The 17,854-nt window shown below is 61.8% G+C and carries 14 protein-coding genes; 6 read left to right on the top strand and 8 right to left on the bottom strand.

All coding sequences use genetic code 11. The annotated features are described in order from the left end of the window. Positions 1-35 precede the first annotated feature (35 nt). The 5 genes from CIK76_RS14190 to CIK76_RS14170 form a co-directional block, all read right to left on the bottom strand. Positions 36-1,808, bottom strand: a complete 1,773-nt coding sequence (locus CIK76_RS14190) for a biotin carboxylase N-terminal domain-containing protein (protein WP_096287543.1) — start codon at positions 1,806-1,808, stop codon at positions 36-38. Between the two features lie 319 nt (positions 1,809-2,127). Then, positions 2,128-2,766 carry a nucleoside triphosphate pyrophosphatase gene (locus CIK76_RS14185; RefSeq protein WP_096287541.1) on the bottom strand — a complete coding sequence of 213 codons (639 nt, stop codon included), beginning with the start codon at positions 2,764-2,766 and terminating at the stop codon, positions 2,128-2,130. After that, complete coding sequence (locus CIK76_RS14180; protein WP_096287539.1) at positions 2,763-6,203, bottom strand: MMPL family transporter; 3,441 nt, start codon at positions 6,201-6,203, stop codon at positions 2,763-2,765. Before CIK76_RS14180 ends, CIK76_RS14185 begins: the two co-directional genes overlap by 4 nt. 3 nt (positions 6,204-6,206) lie before the next feature. Then, the gene (locus tag CIK76_RS14175; RefSeq protein ID WP_096287537.1) at positions 6,207-6,878 is read right to left on the bottom strand and encodes a TetR family transcriptional regulator; all 672 of its coding nucleotides are present in this window, start codon (positions 6,876-6,878) and stop codon (positions 6,207-6,209) included. 139 nt (positions 6,879-7,017) lie between these two features. Beyond that, positions 7,018-8,400: a dicarboxylate/amino acid:cation symporter gene (locus tag CIK76_RS14170; RefSeq protein ID WP_176484225.1), complete on the bottom strand. Its 1,383-nt coding sequence runs from the start codon at positions 8,398-8,400 to the stop codon at positions 7,018-7,020. 505 nt (positions 8,401-8,905) lie between these two features. Here CIK76_RS14170 and CIK76_RS14165 point away from each other — a divergent pair. Then, positions 8,906-9,322, top strand: a complete 417-nt coding sequence (locus CIK76_RS14165; RefSeq protein WP_096287533.1) for a VOC family protein — start codon at positions 8,906-8,908, stop codon at positions 9,320-9,322. Between the two features lie 61 nt (positions 9,323-9,383). Here the strand turns inward: CIK76_RS14165 and CIK76_RS14160 are convergent, their stop codons facing one another. From CIK76_RS14160 to CIK76_RS14150, 3 genes are all read right to left on the bottom strand, one after another. After that, a complete protein-coding gene (locus tag CIK76_RS14160) occupies positions 9,384-11,051 on the bottom strand; it encodes a DUF885 domain-containing protein (protein ID WP_096287531.1) in 1,668 nt (555 codons plus the stop codon). Between the two features lie 131 nt (positions 11,052-11,182). Beyond that, positions 11,183-11,401 carry an acyl-CoA carboxylase epsilon subunit gene (locus CIK76_RS14155; protein ID WP_096287529.1) on the bottom strand — a complete coding sequence of 73 codons (219 nt, stop codon included), beginning with the start codon at positions 11,399-11,401 and terminating at the stop codon, positions 11,183-11,185. Positions 11,402-11,447: 46 nt separating this feature from the next. Next, positions 11,448-13,058, bottom strand: coding sequence for an acyl-CoA carboxylase subunit beta (locus CIK76_RS14150; RefSeq protein WP_096287527.1), 1,611 nt, complete (start codon positions 13,056-13,058; stop codon positions 11,448-11,450). Between the two features lie 195 nt (positions 13,059-13,253). On the opposite strand from CIK76_RS14150, the gene CIK76_RS14145 reads away from it, so the two are divergent. From CIK76_RS14145 to CIK76_RS14125, 5 genes are all read left to right on the top strand, one after another. Continuing rightward, positions 13,254-14,111, top strand: a complete 858-nt coding sequence (locus CIK76_RS14145; protein ID WP_096287525.1) for an NAD(P)-dependent oxidoreductase — start codon at positions 13,254-13,256, stop codon at positions 14,109-14,111. Positions 14,112-14,150: 39 nt separating this feature from the next. Continuing rightward, a complete protein-coding gene (locus tag CIK76_RS14140; protein ID WP_096287523.1) occupies positions 14,151-15,017 on the top strand; it encodes a biotin--[acetyl-CoA-carboxylase] ligase in 867 nt (288 codons plus the stop codon). An 86-nt stretch (positions 15,018-15,103) separates the two neighbouring features. After that, a complete protein-coding gene (locus CIK76_RS14135) occupies positions 15,104-15,655 on the top strand; it encodes a hypothetical protein (protein WP_096287521.1) in 552 nt (183 codons plus the stop codon). Then, complete coding sequence (locus CIK76_RS14130; RefSeq protein ID WP_096287519.1) at positions 15,652-16,863, top strand: adenylate/guanylate cyclase domain-containing protein; 1,212 nt, start codon at positions 15,652-15,654, stop codon at positions 16,861-16,863. Before CIK76_RS14135 ends, CIK76_RS14130 begins: the two co-directional genes overlap by 4 nt. Next, positions 16,864-17,793, top strand: a complete 930-nt coding sequence (locus tag CIK76_RS14125) for a serine/threonine-protein phosphatase (RefSeq protein ID WP_096287517.1) — start codon at positions 16,864-16,866, stop codon at positions 17,791-17,793. Positions 17,794-17,854: the final 61 nt, after the last annotated feature.

The following is a 17,854-nucleotide window of genomic DNA, read 5'->3' as shown; positions in this document are numbered from 1 at the left end:
GGTCAAACAAGCCCGGCTTTGCATTGCCTGCTAGATTAGTCGGCGTCGACGATCGAAGCGATCACGGCGCCGGAGGACAATGATTCACCGGGGCTGACTTCCAAGCCCTCGATCTTGCCAGCGCGGTGCGCGGTGATTGGCTGCTCCATCTTCATCGCTTCGAGCACCACGATCAAGTCGCCTTCGGCTACGGTGCCACCGCTTTCAACGGCTACCTTCACGATGGTTCCCTGCATGGGCGAGCGCAGCTCGGCACTGTTTCCAGCGGCGGCCCCGGCCTTGCGGCCCGGCTTGCGCTTCTTCTTGGCAGCCTTGTCATTCGCGGCGGCAGATGCCGCGCCCAGCGAGGAGGGTAAGGTGACTTCCAAGCGCTTGCCGGCAACCTCAACGGTGACCGAGGTGCGCTCTGCAGCTTCTTCCGCCTCGACCTGCGGCATCGGGTGCGGCTCGATGACGGTGGCGAATTCGGTTTCGATCCACCGGGTATGCACCGTAAAAGGCCCGGATTCGGGCACGAAGGCCGCATCGCTCATCACCGCGCGGTGGAATGGCAGCACCGTGGCCATGCCTTCGAGCTGGAATTCTTCCAGCGCGCGGCGGGCGCGGGCCGCGGCGATCTCACGGGTGGAACCGGTGACGATCAGCTTCGAGATCATCGAGTCAAAGTTGCCCGAGACGCTCTCGCCGGCTTCGACGCCGGAATCCACGCGCACGCCGGGGCCGGTAGGCAGAGTCATCTTGGTGATGGTGCCAGGGGTGGGGACGAATCCGCGTCCGGCGTCTTCGCCGTTGATGCGGAACTCGAAGGAGTGGCCGCGGACCTCGGGGTCCGTGTAGCCGAGCTCTTCTCCACGGGCGATGCGGAACTGCTCGCGGACCAGATCCAGCCCGGTGACCTCTTCGGAGACGGTGTGCTCCACCTGCAGGCGGGTGTTGACCTCGAGGAAGGAAATGACGCCATCCTGTCCCACGAGGAATTCACAGGTGCCGGCACCGGTGTACTTCGCCTCGCGCAGGATCGCCTTGGAGGATTCGTAGAGCCGGGTGATCTGCGCTTCGCTCAGGAACGGCGCCGGGGCCTCCTCGACAAGCTTCTGGTTGCGGCGCTGCAAGGAGCAGTCGCGAGTGGAGACCACCACGACGTTGCCCTGGATGTCGGCCAGGCACTGGGTTTCCACGTGGCGCGGGGCATCCAGGAAGCGCTCGACGAAGCATTCGCCGCGGCCGAAGGCCGCGATGGCTTCACGCACGGCGGACTCGTAGAGCTCGCCGATGTCTTCGCGGTTGCGCACCACCTTGATGCCGCGTCCGCCGCCGCCGTAGGCGGCCTTGATGGCCAGCGGCAAGCCGAACTCGTCGGCGAATGCGTAGACCTCTTCGGCCGAAGCGACCGGATCCTTGGTTCCCGGAACCAGGGGAGCGCCCACCTTCTCGGCGATATGGCGCGCCTTGACCTTGTCGCCCAGCTGGTCGATGGAATCCGGGCTGGGGCCAATCCAGGTCAGGCCAGCGTCGATAACGGCCTGGGCGAAATCGGCGTTCTCGGCCAGGAAGCCGTAGCCGGGGTGGATCGCGTCGGCGCCGGAACGCTGTGCGATATCCAGAATCTTCTCGATACGAAGGTAGGATTCGGCGGCGGTGGTGCCGCCCAGTGCGTAGGCTTCATCTGCCAGGCGCACGTGCAGCGCATCGCGGTCCGAGTCGGAGTAGATCGCAACCGATTCGATTCCTTCATCGCGTGCTGCGCGGATAATTCGCACTGCAATCTCGCCGCGGTTGGCGATTAGCACCTTCGTCAATGGATTCATGGGTGAACCTTGTCTATAAAAAATTAGGGTTTCTCACCTAGGAGCCTATCGGCTTTGTGGGAAGTATATGTACTTATCCGGAAAATCTGGGGTGTTAGGCCGATATTTTTGGAGGGTTCCTACAAAATGTGCTGTCATTTGGTCCAAAGACGAAACTCCTGATGTCCTGAGGCCTAACAGGCACCGTATTCCACGCTTCGTTTCACCCTCTTCCGCGGGGCAAACCGGTGAACCGGCGGCCAACGGATTCGAGGGGGATTGTTAAACACCGCGTCCCTGTCCGAGAATAAATCTTGGACAGGGACGCGGCGGGAGATGGCTACTTCCAGAGGCTCACAATCGGGATTCCGGCTTCCGCCAGCAGCTCGCGCAGCACGAAGATATCCAGACCCACCACGTTTTGGAAGTTCCCTTCGATGGACTCGATGAAGGCCGAGGCCAAGCCATCGATGGTGAATGCGCCGGCACAGGGCAGCGGTTCACCGCTGGCCACGTAGGCTTCGATTTCCTCGTCGCTGACCTCGGCGAAGTGCACGGTGGTCGAGGAGACACGTCCCCTCGCGCTTTGCGGGGCGTCGGTGTCGACCAGCCAATGCCCGGAATGCAGGATGCCGGTGGCGCCACTGAGCTGCTGCCAGCGTTCGCGGGCCACCTCGGCGGTATAGGGCTTGCCATAGGCTACGCCATCGAGCTCGAAGACGGAGTCGCACCCCAGCACCACTGTGCCCTCGGGGTGCTCACCTGCGGCGACGTTCTCGGCCTTGGCCCGGGCCAGGAGCAGCGCGGTTGCTTCCGGGCTTTGCGCTCCGCCGGCGCTCACGGCGGCTGCCAGCACGGCATCCTCGTCAACGCGCGAGACTTGGGTTCCGAAGGCCAGCCCGGCATCGGACAATAACTTCTGCCGCCCAGCGGAGGCGGAGGCCAGCAGCAGCCGGGCGCTCTTTTTGCTAGCGGTCATACGGTTACCTCTTCCTTGGCCGAAGCTTCGCCGAGCGGCCGCTCGGCCTTGCGGTCCAGCATCTCATTGAGCTTTGCGCCCTCGACATCCACGTCTGGAAGGATCTTATCCAGCCATTTCGGCAGGTACCAAGCCTTGTCGCCCAGCAGGTGCATAATCGCTGGAATCAGCGTCATGCGTACCACGAAGGCATCAAAGAGCACCCCGGTGGCCAAGGCGAAGCCCAACGGCCGAATCATTGACAGGTGGGAGAAGATGAATCCGGCAAATACCGCGATCATGATCAACGCGGCCGCGGTCACCACCGGGGCGGCCATGGAGAATCCCGAGCGCACCGCGTCCCTGGCCGACAATCCGTGGGCGTAGTGCTCACGCATCGCCGATACCAGGAACACCTGATAGTCCATGGCCAAACCGAAGAGGATGCCGGTGAGCAGGATCGGCAGGAAGCTCAGCAGCGGGCCGGGGACATTGACGTCGAAGACCGAACCCATCCAGCCGAACTGATAGACCATGACGCTGGCCCCGAAGGCCGCAGCCAGCGAAAGCAGGAAGCCACCGGTTGCCAACAGCGGAACCACTACCGATCGGAAGACCAGCAAGAGCAGGACCAGCGAGAGCCCCACCACGATGGCCAGATACGGCGGCAAGGCTGAGGTCACCTTCTCCGAGACATCGATCTGCGCTGCGACCTGGCCGGTCACCGCGATCTTGGCGCCCGTGGCATCGTTGATCCTCTGGGCATCGTCGCGCAGCTCGTGCACCAGCGCTTCGGTGGCGGCGGAGGCGGGACCATCTGCCGGGATCACCTGGATCGCGGACAGCGACCTGTCTTCGGTCATGGTCACCGGGATGGCGGCGACCACGCCGTCGTATTCACGGAGCATGTCTGCGATATCCAATGACTTGGATTCGGCCTGCCGCTCGGATAGGTCTGCGGGAAGGTCCGCGAGGACCAGCAGCGGGCCATTGTAGCCGGCGCCGAACTTGTCGCTGGTCTGCTGATAGGCCTGGAAGGCCTGCGAGTCGGCGGCTTCGGCGCTGCCATCGGGCAAGGCGGTACGCATCTGCGATACCGGGATCGAAATGGCGCCGAGCACCACGACCACCAGCAGCGACACGGGAATCGCGATCTTGGTGACCAGGCGGACCCAGCGCGCCGAGACAGGTTCCTTGGCCACCGGCTTGTCCACCTTTTTCCGGGCACGCTTGGACACCAGCTTGGAGCCGGCCATGGCCAGCAGCGCGGGGAGCAGCGTGATGTTCAGCAACACCGAGCAGAGCACGGTAAAGGCCGCGGAGAGTCCGAGCACCGTCAAGAACGGCAGACCCGGAACCGCGAGGGCGGACAGCGCGATGATGACCGTCAGCCCGGCGAAGACTACGGCATTGCCGCTGGTACCCACCGCGCGGGCGATCGATTCGCCGACCTCCATGCCGGAGAGCAACTGCGTGCGGTGGCGGTGAATGATGAACAGCGCGTAGTCGATTCCCACCGCGAGTCCCAGCATCAAAGCCAATGCGGGGGTAATCGAGGCCATGGTGAACATCGAGGAGAAGGCAAGCGTGGTGCCCACCCCGGCGCCAACACCCAGCAGGGCGAGCAAGAGCGGCAAGCCGGCGGCGATCAGGGTGCCGAGCATGACCAGCAGGACTACGGCGGCGATCACCACGCCGATGATTTCGGCGGTGCCGAAGACCTCCGAAATGTCCTGCAGGATTTCCTTGGAGAAGAGCACCTCGACACCGGTGGACTGCGGCCCGCTGGCGATTGCGGTGATGGCTTCACGATCCGACGCGGTCAATGCGTCGGTCGCGATGCGGAAACTGACTTGGGAGACGGCGGTGGAGCCATCTTCGGAGACGAAACGCATGTCCCCGCTGGCGCCTACCTGGCGGGAGGCGAACTCAAGTTCGGCTCGTCCGCTCTCGAGGTCTTTTTCTCCCTTGGCGATGTCTTTTTCGCCCTCTTCGAGCTCTTTGGTCTTTTCCTTGATCGTCGTTTCGGACTCGCGCAGCTGTTTCTCTGCGTCCGCCAGCTGCGCTTTGCCGGCTACGAAGGCAGCCTTTTGCTTGTCGAATTCTGCCTGTCCGGCGTTGAGCTCGGCGCGGCCGGATTCAACTTCGGCACGCGCCTGCGCCAGCTTTGACTTGTTCGCATCGATTTCTTGCTTGCCCGAGGCAAGCTGTGCCTTGGCCTGGTCAAGCTGCTTTTTGGCGGAGGCCAGTTCGCCGCGGCTAGCCTCGAGCTCCTGGCGGCCTTCGGCGGCCTGGGTGGCCCCGGCATCCAATTCCTTGCGCGCGGCATCCAGCTGCTTCAGGCCCGCCTCGGCCTGGTCGATCTGCTTCAGCGCGGCGCTGGCCTGAGCTTTGCCCTCGGTGGCCTGCAGCTTGGCGGCGTTCAGTTCGGCGAGGCCGCCCTGCAGTGCCGTCAGCTTTTCGGTGTACTCGCGAATCAGGGCTTCGTCACCCTCGGCTTCGGCCTGTTTGAGCGCCTGTTCGACTCCGGGGATCTGGGATTCCAGTTCCGAGATTTGCGGTTCAATGGTCTTCAGGCCCTCTTCGGCCTTCGCCAGGCCCTCGGTGGCCTGCTCTTTGCCGGCAACTAGTTCCTTGTCAAATTGGCTGCGGGACTTGCCGTCCAGAAGCTTGTCCAGCCCCGCCCGGTATTCTTCCTCGCCTGCGTTCAGCTGCGCCTCTGCCTGATCGAGCTGCTTTTCTCCGGCCTCGAACTGGCTCCGCCCGGACTGGTACTTTTCGAATCCCGCATTGTATTCGGCGAGGCCCGCCTTGTATTTCTTTTCGCCGTCGTTCAGCTGCGCCTGCCCGCTGTTCAGCTGGGTTTCACCGGCGCGTAGCTCATTCCAACCGGCGGCCAGCTTCTTTTCGGCCGCGGCGATCTGCGGCTCGGCGTCCTCGATTTCCTTGGTGCCATCGAAAAGTTCGGACCAGCCCTCGGTGATCTTCTTTTGGCCGTCCGCGAGCTGTACCTTGCCGTTAGCTACCTGTTCCTTGGCATCGTCGAGTTCTTTCTGCCCGTCCACCAGTTCTTGTTGGGCGTTGTCCAGCTCGGGCTTGGCGTCATCAAGCTGTTTCTGCAGTTCGAAGGGGCTCATGGCCTCGACGACCTGCGGATGCAAGGCCAGCTGATCCAGGGAGTCCTGGATCGCCGATTTCTGGTCCGCGTTCAACTCGCGGTTTGAACCTTCACGGAAGACGATGGTGCCCTGTCCGCCGGCAAGATCGGGGAGTTCTTCCTTCATCCGGTCCATGGTGCGCTGGGTTTCGGTGCCCGGCAGGGTGAAGGTGTTCGACAGCTGCCCCATGAACAGGCTGGCACAGACGCCGATGGCGATAAACGCCGCAATCCACATGGAGAGCATGCGGAAACGGTGCCTGTGGGCCCACGAGGCGAGGCGGTAAAGGAACGTAGCCATGGCTTAGTCTTCCTTGAGCGAGTTTGGTGCGGTCAATGGCAGCGAGTTGAAACCCGCATCGAGTGTTTCCATGGCCCGGGTGATGAGCCGATGGAAGGAAGAGATGAGTTCGTCGGAAACGTGCAGCCCGGTCGCATCCGGCTCGGGCAGCTGGTCGATCCACGTATCGAAGGCCGCTTGCCCGGCCCCGAGGATGGCATGCGTGAACACGCGGATGGAGTAGGCATCGGTATGCGGGTACCGGGCGGCTATTTTGGCGATGACGTCGCCGGTGGCGCTTTGCCAGGCAATGAAATTCGGCGGGTAGCAGGTTCCGTTTTCCTGCCGGCGCAGATAGGCGCCGAATTGCGCGACCTGCCCCAAAAGCTCGGTGGCCCGCTCGGATTCCAAGGCGCGGACCACTGCTTGCATCAGTGGCAGCTGGTCGGTCAGGGGAGTTAATGTCTCGACCATGTGTTCGAGCACCGCGTGCAGGGGGTAGGACAAGATTGCATCTACGGAGGGGAAATAATTGAACAGGGTGCGCCGGGAAATGCCGGCAATTTCGGCGATTTGGGTGGCGGTGATCGCCGTGCCGTGCCCCTCGCGCAGCAGTCGAAGGGCGGCGTCGACGATCGCCTGATGCGTCGCCTGCCTATTGAGTTCGCGGCGCGTGCCGGTGCCATTGGAAGTCACGTAATTACACTACGTGCAAACTTGCACGCTGTGCAAAGTGGGGAGTTGTGTTCTGCCCCACGAAAAAGCGGTCGGCATCCTCCTGATGGGAGGATGCCGACCGCTGGGTGCTGCTCAGGCCGCTCGGACCTGAGGGGAACTAGGCATTTGCCGACGTTGCCGCCGACTGATCCTGGGTGGCCGCGATGCTGTCGTCGGCGAATGGATTGCCATTGCGTGGGGCGTTGTACAGCTCCGCATCCAAGATGCCTTCGCGCTTGGCGACAATCGTTGGGACCAAGGCCTGGCCGGCCACGTTGACCGCGGTGCGGCCCATGTCAACAATCGGATCAACCGCGAGCAGCAGGCCAACGCCGGCCAGCGGAAGTCCAAGGGTGGAGAGGGTCAATGTCAGCATCACTACCGCTCCGGTCGTGCCGGCAGTAGCAGCCGAGCCCAGAACCGAAACCAGGGCAATTAGCAGGTAGTCGGTCACGCCGAGGTCAATTCCGAAGAACTGCGCCACGAAGGTGGCGGCAATCGCCGGATAGATGGCTGCGCAACCATCCATCTTGGTGGTTGCACCCAAGGGGACGGCGAAGGATGCGTAGCCCGAGGGCACGCCGAGGTTGCGTTCGGTCACGCGCTGAGTCAGCGGCAGCGTGCCGATGGAGGAGCGGGAGACGAAACCGAGCTGCACCGCGGGCCACACCCCGGAGAAGTACTGCTTGATGGAAAGGCCGTGGGAGCGAACCAGGATGGGGTAGAGGGCGAAGAGCACCAGGGCCAGACCGATGTAGATGGCGAGGGTGAACTTGCCCAGCGCCCCAATGGTGTCCCAGCCGTAGCTTGCGACGGCGTTGCCGATCAGGCCAACGGTGCCGAGCGGGGCGATGCGAATAATCCACCACAGCACCTTTTGGATGATCGCGAGGATCGAGGCGGAGAAGGCCAGGAATGGTTCGGCCGCCTTGCCGACCTTCAGCGCGGCAATGCCCACGGCGATGGCGATCACCAGGATCTGCAGCACATTGAAGCTGATCGAGGTGGTGGCCGCATCCTCGGCGAGCTTGGTGCTTGCGCCCAGGCCCAGGAAGTTCGAAGGGATCAGCCCGGTCAGGAATCCGAGCCAGTCGCCGGTCTTGCCGTCGTACTCGGCCGGTGCGCTTTGGCCGGTATTGGCGCCGGGCTGCATCAGCACGCCCAGTCCCATGCCGATGGTCACGGAGATCAGCGCGGTGATGCCGAACCACAGCAGGGTCTGCCAGGCCAGGCGTGCAGCATTTGTCACCTGTGCCAGATTGGCAATGGAAGCAACCACTGCGAAGAAAATGAGCGGGATGACGGCCGTGCGCAGCAGGGCAACGTAGCTGGAGCCGATGATCTGCAGGGCTTCACCGAGCGCGTTGGGTTCCTCGGAAGTGCTGCCGGTGTACTTGGCGACCAGGCCGAGGATCAGACCGACGATCAACGCAGCGATAATCTGCGGACCGAAACTGGTCATCCAACGAGGCAGTCGGGATGAAGGTGCGGTGTTAGACATGACTAAAACGGTATGCCGGAAAACGCCAACCATCGCAGTTAAAGTTACGCAACATTACGATTCTGGATTATTCCGTTATTGACAGCTCAATTACTGTGCGACCGGTCACCGATCTGGGCTGAAATCCAGAGGTGTTTTGCGGATTACTCCGAGTGCCCCGGCATTCGGAGGGGCCCTGCGCGGCATGCCGGAAGTCTCCGCCAGCGGTGTTCGGATGGATTTTCGTAGGCAATTATGCTTCCAAGGATTTGGTTATTGCCGGTGAAATACAAGATGGCAGTACGAACGGTCGGCGCCAGACGAAAACGCGCAACGAACGGTCTCAGCAGTTCTTGGGCTCCGGGCTGCACGCAATGGAATGGCACCGCGTACTGGCCAACCGCACCGCCTGCGCAGGGGTCGGTCCGCCGGCTATTGACGATGACCAATTGGCTTTGAAAGTCGGTAGATTGGATGCCGCTAGGGGATTCGCCTTAGGCGTGCGACGACGAACATCGGAGAAATCATGCGGGTATATATCACTAGCGTCATGGTTGATGACCAGGCGAAGGCCGAAATTTCTACACCGAAATTTCTACACCGAAATTTCTACACCGAAATTCTCGGATTTGTGAAGAAGCACGATGTGCCGGTGGGTGAATTCAAATGGCTGACACTTGTCTCGCCAGAAGATGAGGCAGGCGTCGAGGTCCTGCTGGAACCTGCCGAGCATCCGGCGGCGCGACCATTCCAGGCGGCTCTTTTCGCCGATGGCATTCCGCTGACCTCATTCGCGGTTGACGATGTCCGGTCCGAATATGAGCGTTTGCGCGCCCTGGGCGTGCGGTTCACCCAGGAACCCACAGAGATGGGCCCGGTGACCACTGCCGTATTGGATGACACCTGCGGAAATCTGATCCAGCTGTCCAACTACCGCGGTTAATGACGCGGCAGGAGCCGTTGGCTGCCGGGAATCCCCGGCAGCCAACGGCTTGGCTAGCTGCCTAGCTCAGCAGGGCGCGGTTGAGCGTATCAAGTCCCACCGAGCCGAGTTTCAGCGCCTTGGTGTGGAAGTCCTTGAGCTCGAATTGCCCGCCATCGCGGGCGGCAACCTCGTCGCGGGCCTGTTCCCAGAGCCGCTGGCCGATTTTATAGCTGGGGGCCTGGCCCGGCCAACCGAGGTAGCGGTTGTATTCGAAGTCCAGCTGGCCCTCAGTGAGATCAAGATTCTTCTGCAAGAACTCATACCCGTTATCGGCGTCCCAGGTTCCGGTGCCCCACTGGGGAGGAACCGCCAGGCCCAGATGCACGCCAATGTCGAAGACCACGCGGGCCGCACGAATGCGTTGGGCATCAAGCATGCCCAGATAGTCGCCCGGATCATCGAGGTAACCCAGCTTGTGCATCAGCCTCTCGGAATACAGCGCCCACCCCTCGCCGTGTCCGGAAACCCAGCAGAGCAGCCGGCGCCAGCTATTGAGCGTGTTCGCCTGCATTTGCGCGGTACCTATCTGCAGGTGATGGCCCGGTACCCCTTCGTGGTACACGGTGGTCAGCTCCGACCAGGTGGAGAACTGGTCTTCGCCCGGCGGCACCGACCACCACATGCGTCCGGGGCGGGTGAAATCTTCCGAGGGCCCGGTGTAGTAGATTCCCCCGTCTTCTGTCGGGGCGATCAGGCACTCGATTCGATCCATCGGGGCTGGAATATCGAAGTGCCTGTCGCGCAGCTCGGCAATCGCCTTGTCGGCTTTGTCCTGCATCCAGCTCTTCAGGGCCTCGGTGCCGTCCAGCTTGCGCGCCGCATCAGCGTTGAGGATCGTCTTGGCTTCCTCGATGGAGGCGCCGGGCTTGATCAGTTCGGCCACGCGCTGCTGCTCCGCGATGATCGCATCTAGCTCGCCGACTCCCCAGGCGTAGGTCTCGTCCAAATCAACCGATGCACCCAGAAAGCGGCGGGACATCAACGCGTAGTATTCACGGCCTGCCGCATCCTCCTCGGGGGCCTGCGCCAGCAGTTCTTCCCGAAGCATTTGCGCAAGCTTCAGGTAGGCGTTCTTCGCCAGGGACGCTCCGGCGTTCAGCGACTCGGCGAGCTCGGGGTCTTGCTCGGCACCGGAGGTGGCTAGCCGATCGAAGAACCCACCGTCTTTTGCATAATCCCGGCACTGGCCGGCGACGATATTCACCTGACGCTTAGCCGACACCAACCCCTTGGAGGCCGAATCGCGCAATGAGGCGATGTAGCCGTCAATCGCCTGCGGGACGTTGGCAAGCCGGGCGGCCACAAATGCGAAGTCCGCTGCGCTCTGCTGCGGCATGAGGTCGAAGACCGAACGGATTTCCTGCGCCGCGCAGGCGATATTGTTCAGCTCGGTGCGTCCGGTCAGCTGGATTTCCAGATCCAGGCCGAGCCGCTCCTGCATCGCATCGAGGGTGACCGAGTCGATGTCATCTTGTGGCTTCGCCGCCTCAAGTTCCGCGAGAGTCTCCCGCGATAGCTCGATCTGCTGATCGGTGCCCCTGGGCGAGTAGTCGGAATAGGCCGACTCGTAACCGGGGAGTCCGAATGAAACGCCGTACTCCGGAACTAATTCGAGAGTCTTGGCAAAGAAATTTTCCGCAATGGCGTCGATGCCCGTCGGCACGCGCTGCGTAGCAGTGGATGTCATGGAGCTAACACTAATAGATATGAAAGATTTGTTGAAGAGTATTGGGTAATTGCCGGCACACTTGTTTGGAATGCGATAAACCCCGGAGCCCTGTCTTTCGACAGAACGCCGGGGTGCAATACCAGCTGCCTCTAGCGTCGGCCTAAGCTCCAGCCGAGGCGGGGAGTCAGCGCGCGGCGCTTGCGAATGCGTGCTACGCGTTGTGGTTCGGCTGGGGTTTCGCTTGCTGCCGGTGCGGCGGTGCCCATCGCCGCGAGCAGCGCGGTGACCGCCGCGAGTTCCTCGGCGCTGGGCTTGCCCTTGGTCACGGTAATGAGGGCGGCCGCATTGGCGGTGCTTTGCTCGGGCACAGGCTACTCCTTGAGAAAATTAGTTGCTGGTCAATGAGTCCGCCGCTTACAGCGGGATATTGCCGTGCTTCTTTGGAGGCAGGGTCACATGCTTGTCGCGCAGCGCGCGCAGCCCGCGCACTAGCTGCAGGCGGGTCTCGCTCGGGGCGATCACCGCATCGATGTAGCCAAGCTCGGCGGCCTGGTACGGGTTGAGCAGTTCCGCTTCGTAGTCTTCGATGATTTGCTTGCGGCGCTCCTCGACGTCGCCGCCTTCGGCTTCTACCGCGGCCAGATCGCGGCGATAGAGAATATTCACCGCGCCCTGGGCGCCCATCACGCCAATCTGCGCCGTGGGCCACGCCAGGTTGAGGTCTGCGCCAAGCTTCTTGGAGCCCATCACGATGTACGCTCCGCCGTAGGCCTTGCGGGTGATGACGGTCAGCTTCGGCACGGTGGCCTCGGCGTAGGCATAGAGCAGCTTCGCGCCGCGGCGGATGATGCCCTGGAATTCCTGGTCCTTGCCGGGCAGGAAGCCCGGGACGTCCACAAAGGTCAGGATCGGGATATTGAAGGCATCGCAATTGCGCACGAAGCGGGCTGCCTTCTCCGAGGCGGCGATATCCAGGGTGCCGGCAAACTGCATTGGCTGGTTGGCGACCACGCCTACGGTGCGCCCCTCGACGCGGGCGTAGCCGATCATGACGTTTGGCGCGTAGAGCGCCTGCATCTCGAAGAAGTGAGCGTCATCGACAACCGACTCGATCACCTTGCGCATGTCATATGGCTGGTTCGCGGAATCAGGAATTAATGTGTCCAGGGACAGATCATCGTCGTTGAGTTCCAGGTCCTCGTCGAATTCGGCGACAATCCCGTCGGCGAGGTTCGAGGAAGGCAGGAAGTCCAGCAGTTCCTTGCAGAACTCCACGGCGTCTTCCTCGTCGGTGGCCAAATAGGTGGAGGTGCCGGTGTTCGCGTTGTGCTGGCGTGCACCGCCAAGGGACTCCATATCGATCTCTTCGCCGGTGACGGTCTTGATGACGTCGGGGCCGGTGATGAACATGTGGCTGGTCTTGTCGACCATGATCACGTAGTCGGTCAGTGCGGGGGAGTAGGCCGCGCCGCCGGCGCTTGGGCCCATGATCAGGGAAATCTGCGGGACGACGCCGGAGGCGTGGACGTTGTTGCGGAAGATGTCCGCGAACATGGCCAGCGAGGCGACACCTTCCTGGATGCGTGCTCCGCCGCCGTCGAGGATGCCGACGACCGGGCAGCCGTTGCGCAGCGCGAATTCCTGGACCTTGACGATTTTCTCGCCATTGACCTTGGAGAGGGAGCCGCCGTAGACGGTGAAGTCCTGCGAGTACACGGCGACAAGGCGGCCATCTACGGTGCCGTAGCCGGAAACGAGCCCATCGCCCAGAGGTTTCTTCTTTTCCATGCCGAAGGCGGTGGAGCGGTGCACTGCGAGGGCATCAAATTCGACGAAGGAGTCTTCGTCCATCAGCAGCTCAATGCGTTCGCGTGCGGTGTGCTTGCCGCGAGCGTGCTGCTTTTCGATGGCGGCTTCACCCGAAGGCGCCTGTGCCAGATTCTGGCGGCGGCGGAATTCGGCAAGCTTGCCGGCGGTGGTGGACAGATCGATTGATTCTTCCGTCTCGGTACGGCCCTGCGTCATGCCTTCGACTCCCTCGGGTTTTGTCTTATGTGTAGGAATGGCACAAGAAAAATGCCAACTAAGTCAGTCTAACCGGGAAAATTTCGGTTTTTGTTGTAGGAAACTTACAAATTGGCCCCGAGGAGAACGTGGAGCACGCCAGAATAAGTTACTCATGAGTAGCTTAGTGCGCCAGCATCGCGTAATCTAGGTCACATGACTAATGAATCGCGAGCCGACATCGCCCCTGACATTTTACAACTTAGCGGCCGAACCATCGTGATGAGCGGTGGAAGCCGCGGCATCGGATTGGCCATCGCCGAAGCTGCGGCAAAAGCCGGAGCAAATATTGTCTTGCTCTCAAAGACAGACACGCCACACCCCACCCTGGAAGGCACCATCCATTCTGCGGTAGCGAAGATCAACGCCGCCGGAGGCCAGGGGCTGGCGGTAGTCGGAGACGTGCGTGAAGATTCTGACGTCCAGCGCGTGGTTGATGCGGCGGTCGAAGCATTCGGCGGCATCGACATCGTCATCAACAACGCCTCCGCTATCAACCTGGCCAAAACGGATGACCTGGATATGAAGCGCTACGACCTGATGCAGGACATCAACGTGCGCGGGACCTTCCTGCTGTCCAAAACCGCACTTCCCTACCTGCGTCAATCGAAGCACGCGCATATTCTCACCTTGTCGCCGCCGCTGAACCTCGACCCGCATTGGGCGGGCCTGCACCTGGGCTACACGATGGCCAAATACGGCATGTCATTGACCACCCTCGGGCTGGCCGAAGAGCTCAAGGAAGATGGCGTCGGGGTGAATTCCCTGTGGCCGGCGACCCTCATCGATACCGCGGCCATCCGTAGCTTGCCAGGCGGAATGAAAATGATTCAGGCAGCCCGCACCACGGACATCGTAGCGGACGCGGCGCTGTGCATCTTGGCCAGCAATCCGTCCTCGGTGAGCGGGAATTTCTTCACCGACACCCAGGTGCTAGAGCTTTCCGGGGTAACCGACCTGGAAAAGTACTCGGTGAATCCCCAGGCCCAACTCATCGAGGACATTTTCCTTTAGAACCGAAGTTCGACGCCGCGCGTGTCATAGAGTTGAAGGATGAATCCTGAATCATCCCCGGCACGCGCGGCACTGGACCCGGTGCCGCTTCATGAATTGGCCGCGCAACTGCGGCTGGGATTTATCAAGGTCCTCGCTACCTCGGGTTCCACCAACACCGAGCTTGCCCAGCTGGCAAGCTCCGGCGCCGCCGGGCACCTGAGCGTCCTATTCAGTGAGCATCAGCAGCAGGGCAAAGGGCGGTTGGGCCGCGAATGGGTGACGCCGGCCGGGTCGGCTATCACGCTCAGCGTACTTGCCTCACCGGGCAGCGCGATGGAGCCAGAGTCCTTATCCTGGTACACCATGCTGGCGGCACTGGCCTGGTCGCAGGCCGTAGAGGAACTGGCGCCGGTGCAGGCGCGCATCAAATGGCCCAATGATCTGCTTGCCGGAGACCGGAAAATCTGTGGAATTCTGGCCCAGCTAGTGCAGACGCCGCAAGGATTCGCGGTAGTCGTTGGAACCGGGATCAATGTCGACCAAGAAGCCTCGGAGCTTCCCGTCGCCACGGCAACCTCGCTGCGTCTAGCCAGCGGCACCCGGGTAGACCGCGGCGAGCTGCTCGCCGAGTATCTGCGCCGCTTCACCGCACTGGATGCCGCTTTTCGCGCGGTGGGAGGGCAGAGCACAGCGTCGCTCGGAGAATATTCCGGCCGGTCCTTGCGCGACCTCGTCGCGGCTCGCCTAGCCACCCTGGAGCAGGATGTCCGGGTCGAATTCCCTGATGGCTCGCAGCTGCTCGGACGTGCGGTGCAGCTGGCCGCGGATGGAGCGCTAGTGGTGGAAAATGCTTCGGGGCAAAGCCAGCGAATCTTGGCAGGCGACGTGCACCACGTGCGGCGCGCCGACGGCAAATACGCGTAACAGGCGAAGCACAGAATACGCGGACTAGTATTAGAGGAGAAGACTGTACAGAAGAACCTACGGTAGGAGGGGCGAGGAACTAGACGATGAAGGTGCCGTTACATGACAGGGAGCGCGTGGTCGTCAAGACCCGAGAACATTCCCGAGTGCTACGCCAACCTTTTGCCGTCTTTTTATTCCTCACCGCCGGGTGCGCGTTCCTGCTGGGCTACCTTTCACGCAATGACCTCTCGGACTGGCTTGCGAGCGAATCCGATCTATGGATGGTTCTCAGCCTGGTGCTCTGGTTCATTCTGGTGCTGATTTGGTGCGTGACGCCGTGGGTGCGTTGGCTTCGCAGCTGCATCATCTTAACCACCGAGAGAATCTTGTTCCGGACCTCTTTTGGGCGTGCGGACCTTGAATCTGTTGGACTTTATTCCGTGCGTGACGTAATTGCGCATACCAAACAACAAGCTGCGATCACGAAACCCGGGGCCTTGGACGTTGTCTTAAGCCATGGACATGTGCGTATTATGCATGTGCCCGCAGTATCTTATTTCCGCACGTTGGCCATCGAAATGATGAGCAACTTGCATAATCAGCAGTCATCGAACTCCCAGGTAGATGCATCGAACAGTGAGGGCATTGGACAATGAGCACCGACAACTCCAATCCATCACGCCCAGATACCCCATTGGCGGCCTCCGAAGCCGTACGCGAGGCTCGGGGACATACGGCAAACCATGAGATCCCGGCGGAGCTGGACCCGATTGCGGAACTTGCGCAGGCAATGGAGAGTCCCCTGCAGGTCCCGGACCATGCTTCGGACGCGGTCAAGAACCACATGGCCGAATTGGAAAAACGGCTCATCGGTGGACAACGCGAATTCAAGCGACGAGAAGTCGCCGCCGACGCGGGGGTCTCGCTGCTTTCGGCGCGCAAACTTTGGCGCGCCATGGGCTTCCCCGAACTCGGCGACGATGAGGTCTTCTTCAGCGGCCGAGACACCGAAGCGCTGAAGACCATGGTCGACCTGGTCCGCGAAGGCAAGCTCACCGACGAAACCGCGATCTCGCTGATGCGCTCGGTCGGCCAGATGACCGACCGGATGGTCGTCTGGCAGGTCGAGGCGATCGTCGAGGATATGGTCGCCAACCAGAATATGAGCGACCGGCAAGCTCGCCGTCAACTGCTCGAGAGCCTGCCCGAACTCATCGGCCCGCTGGAAGAACTGCTGGTTTATTCATGGCGCCGACAGCTCAATGCCGGCATCCACCGGCTGGCCCTGCGCGCCGAGGCCGGGGTGGCAGCCTACAACCAGGACTCCAGCGACAGCGATGGCACCCCGTTGCCGCTTGCCCGCGCGGTAGGTTTTGCCGATTTGGTTTCCTACACCTCGCTCTCTCGCCGGATGAATGAGCGCACCTTGGCGCAAATGGTGCAGCGCTTCGAGTCCAAGAGCGCCGAAATCATTTCGGTCGGCGGCGGTCGCTTGGTTAAAACCATTGGCGACGAAGTCCTATACGTTGCCGAAACCCCGCAGGCCGGTGCCCAGATCTCCTTGGCCCTGTCGCGCGAGTTCGAAGCGGATGAGCTCTTGCCACGCACTCGCGTGGCCGTGGTGTGGGGACGATTGCTTTCCCGCCTGGGAGATATCTACGGTCCAACGGTGAACCTCGCCGCTCGGCTGACTTCCCTTGCCGAGCCTGGCATGGTGCTGACCGATGCGGTGACCGCCAATACCCTGAAACAAGATGCCCGATTCATCCTGACCGCGCAAGAAGTTACCTCGGTGCGTGGTTTTGGCGATATTCAACCCTATGAACTCTCCGCTGGCGAGGGTGGCAGGCTGGTGCTGGACTAAATGGAAACCGAACAGCACGCAGAAAGCTTCCGCCTCGCGGTGAGCGGGCAGACCCACGTGGGCCTGAAACGCCAGGACAATCAGGACCGTATCCTGATCACCGACGTGATCCAGGCGGTAGCCGACGGCATGGGCGGACACGAGGCCGGCGAGGTCGCAAGCCAGCTGGCGGTGGAGACCCTCGAAGAGCTCAATACCTTCAGCTTCAAGACCGTCGTGCCGCGTCTTCCCACCGTGGAACAGATCCAACGCCAGATCCAACTGATCGATGACCGCATTCGAGATGCCCTGGAGTCCCGCGGCGGCACGACCCTCTGCGCCTTGGCGCTGGTGCGCAGCTCCGGCCCGGGGCAAGACCAGATCAGCCAGCCAATGGTGGTTCCCCCATGGACCGGCAGCTTCAAAATGAGCCAGAACACCGACGTGCTCAGCAAGATCACCCCCGAGATGCTGGCCGAACACCGCGCCCGGACCGAGAAGGTCAGCGCGGAAACCCAGAGCACTGGCGAATACACGAGCCTGCTATTGGTGAATGTCGGGGACTCGCGAGGGTATCGCCTGCGTGGGCAGGAATTGCGACAGCTCACCCGGGATCATTCGGCCGTACAGGAAATGGTTGATGCCGGGCAGATCACCGAAGCCGAGGCACGCAGCCATCCGCACCGGAACCTCATCACCCGGGCGCTGGGGGCCGGTGCCGATAGCCAGCCCGATCTCACGGTGCTCCAGCCACGCATCGGCGACCGCTACCTGCTGTGCAGCGATGGGCTGAGCGGGGAGCTGACGGAGATGAACATCCAAGAACTCCTGATCAACCACCCCGACCGCCAAGAGGCTACCCAGGTTCTGACCCAAGCGGCATTGGAAGCCGGAGGCCGTGACAACATCGCGGTGGTAGTCATCGATGTGTTGCCTGACACCGGTTCCTGAATACCGGGCGCGCTAGAGGCCAAAGCGTAGGACCGGTGGGGCACAATTGGATACGTGAGTG

It is taken from the genome of Glutamicibacter sp. BW80 (assembly GCF_002332385.1).
Lineage (GTDB): Bacteria > Actinomycetota > Actinomycetes > Actinomycetales > Micrococcaceae > Glutamicibacter.
Note: the sequence above shows the minus strand (reverse complement) of the source record. Positions and strands in the feature narration are given on the sequence as shown.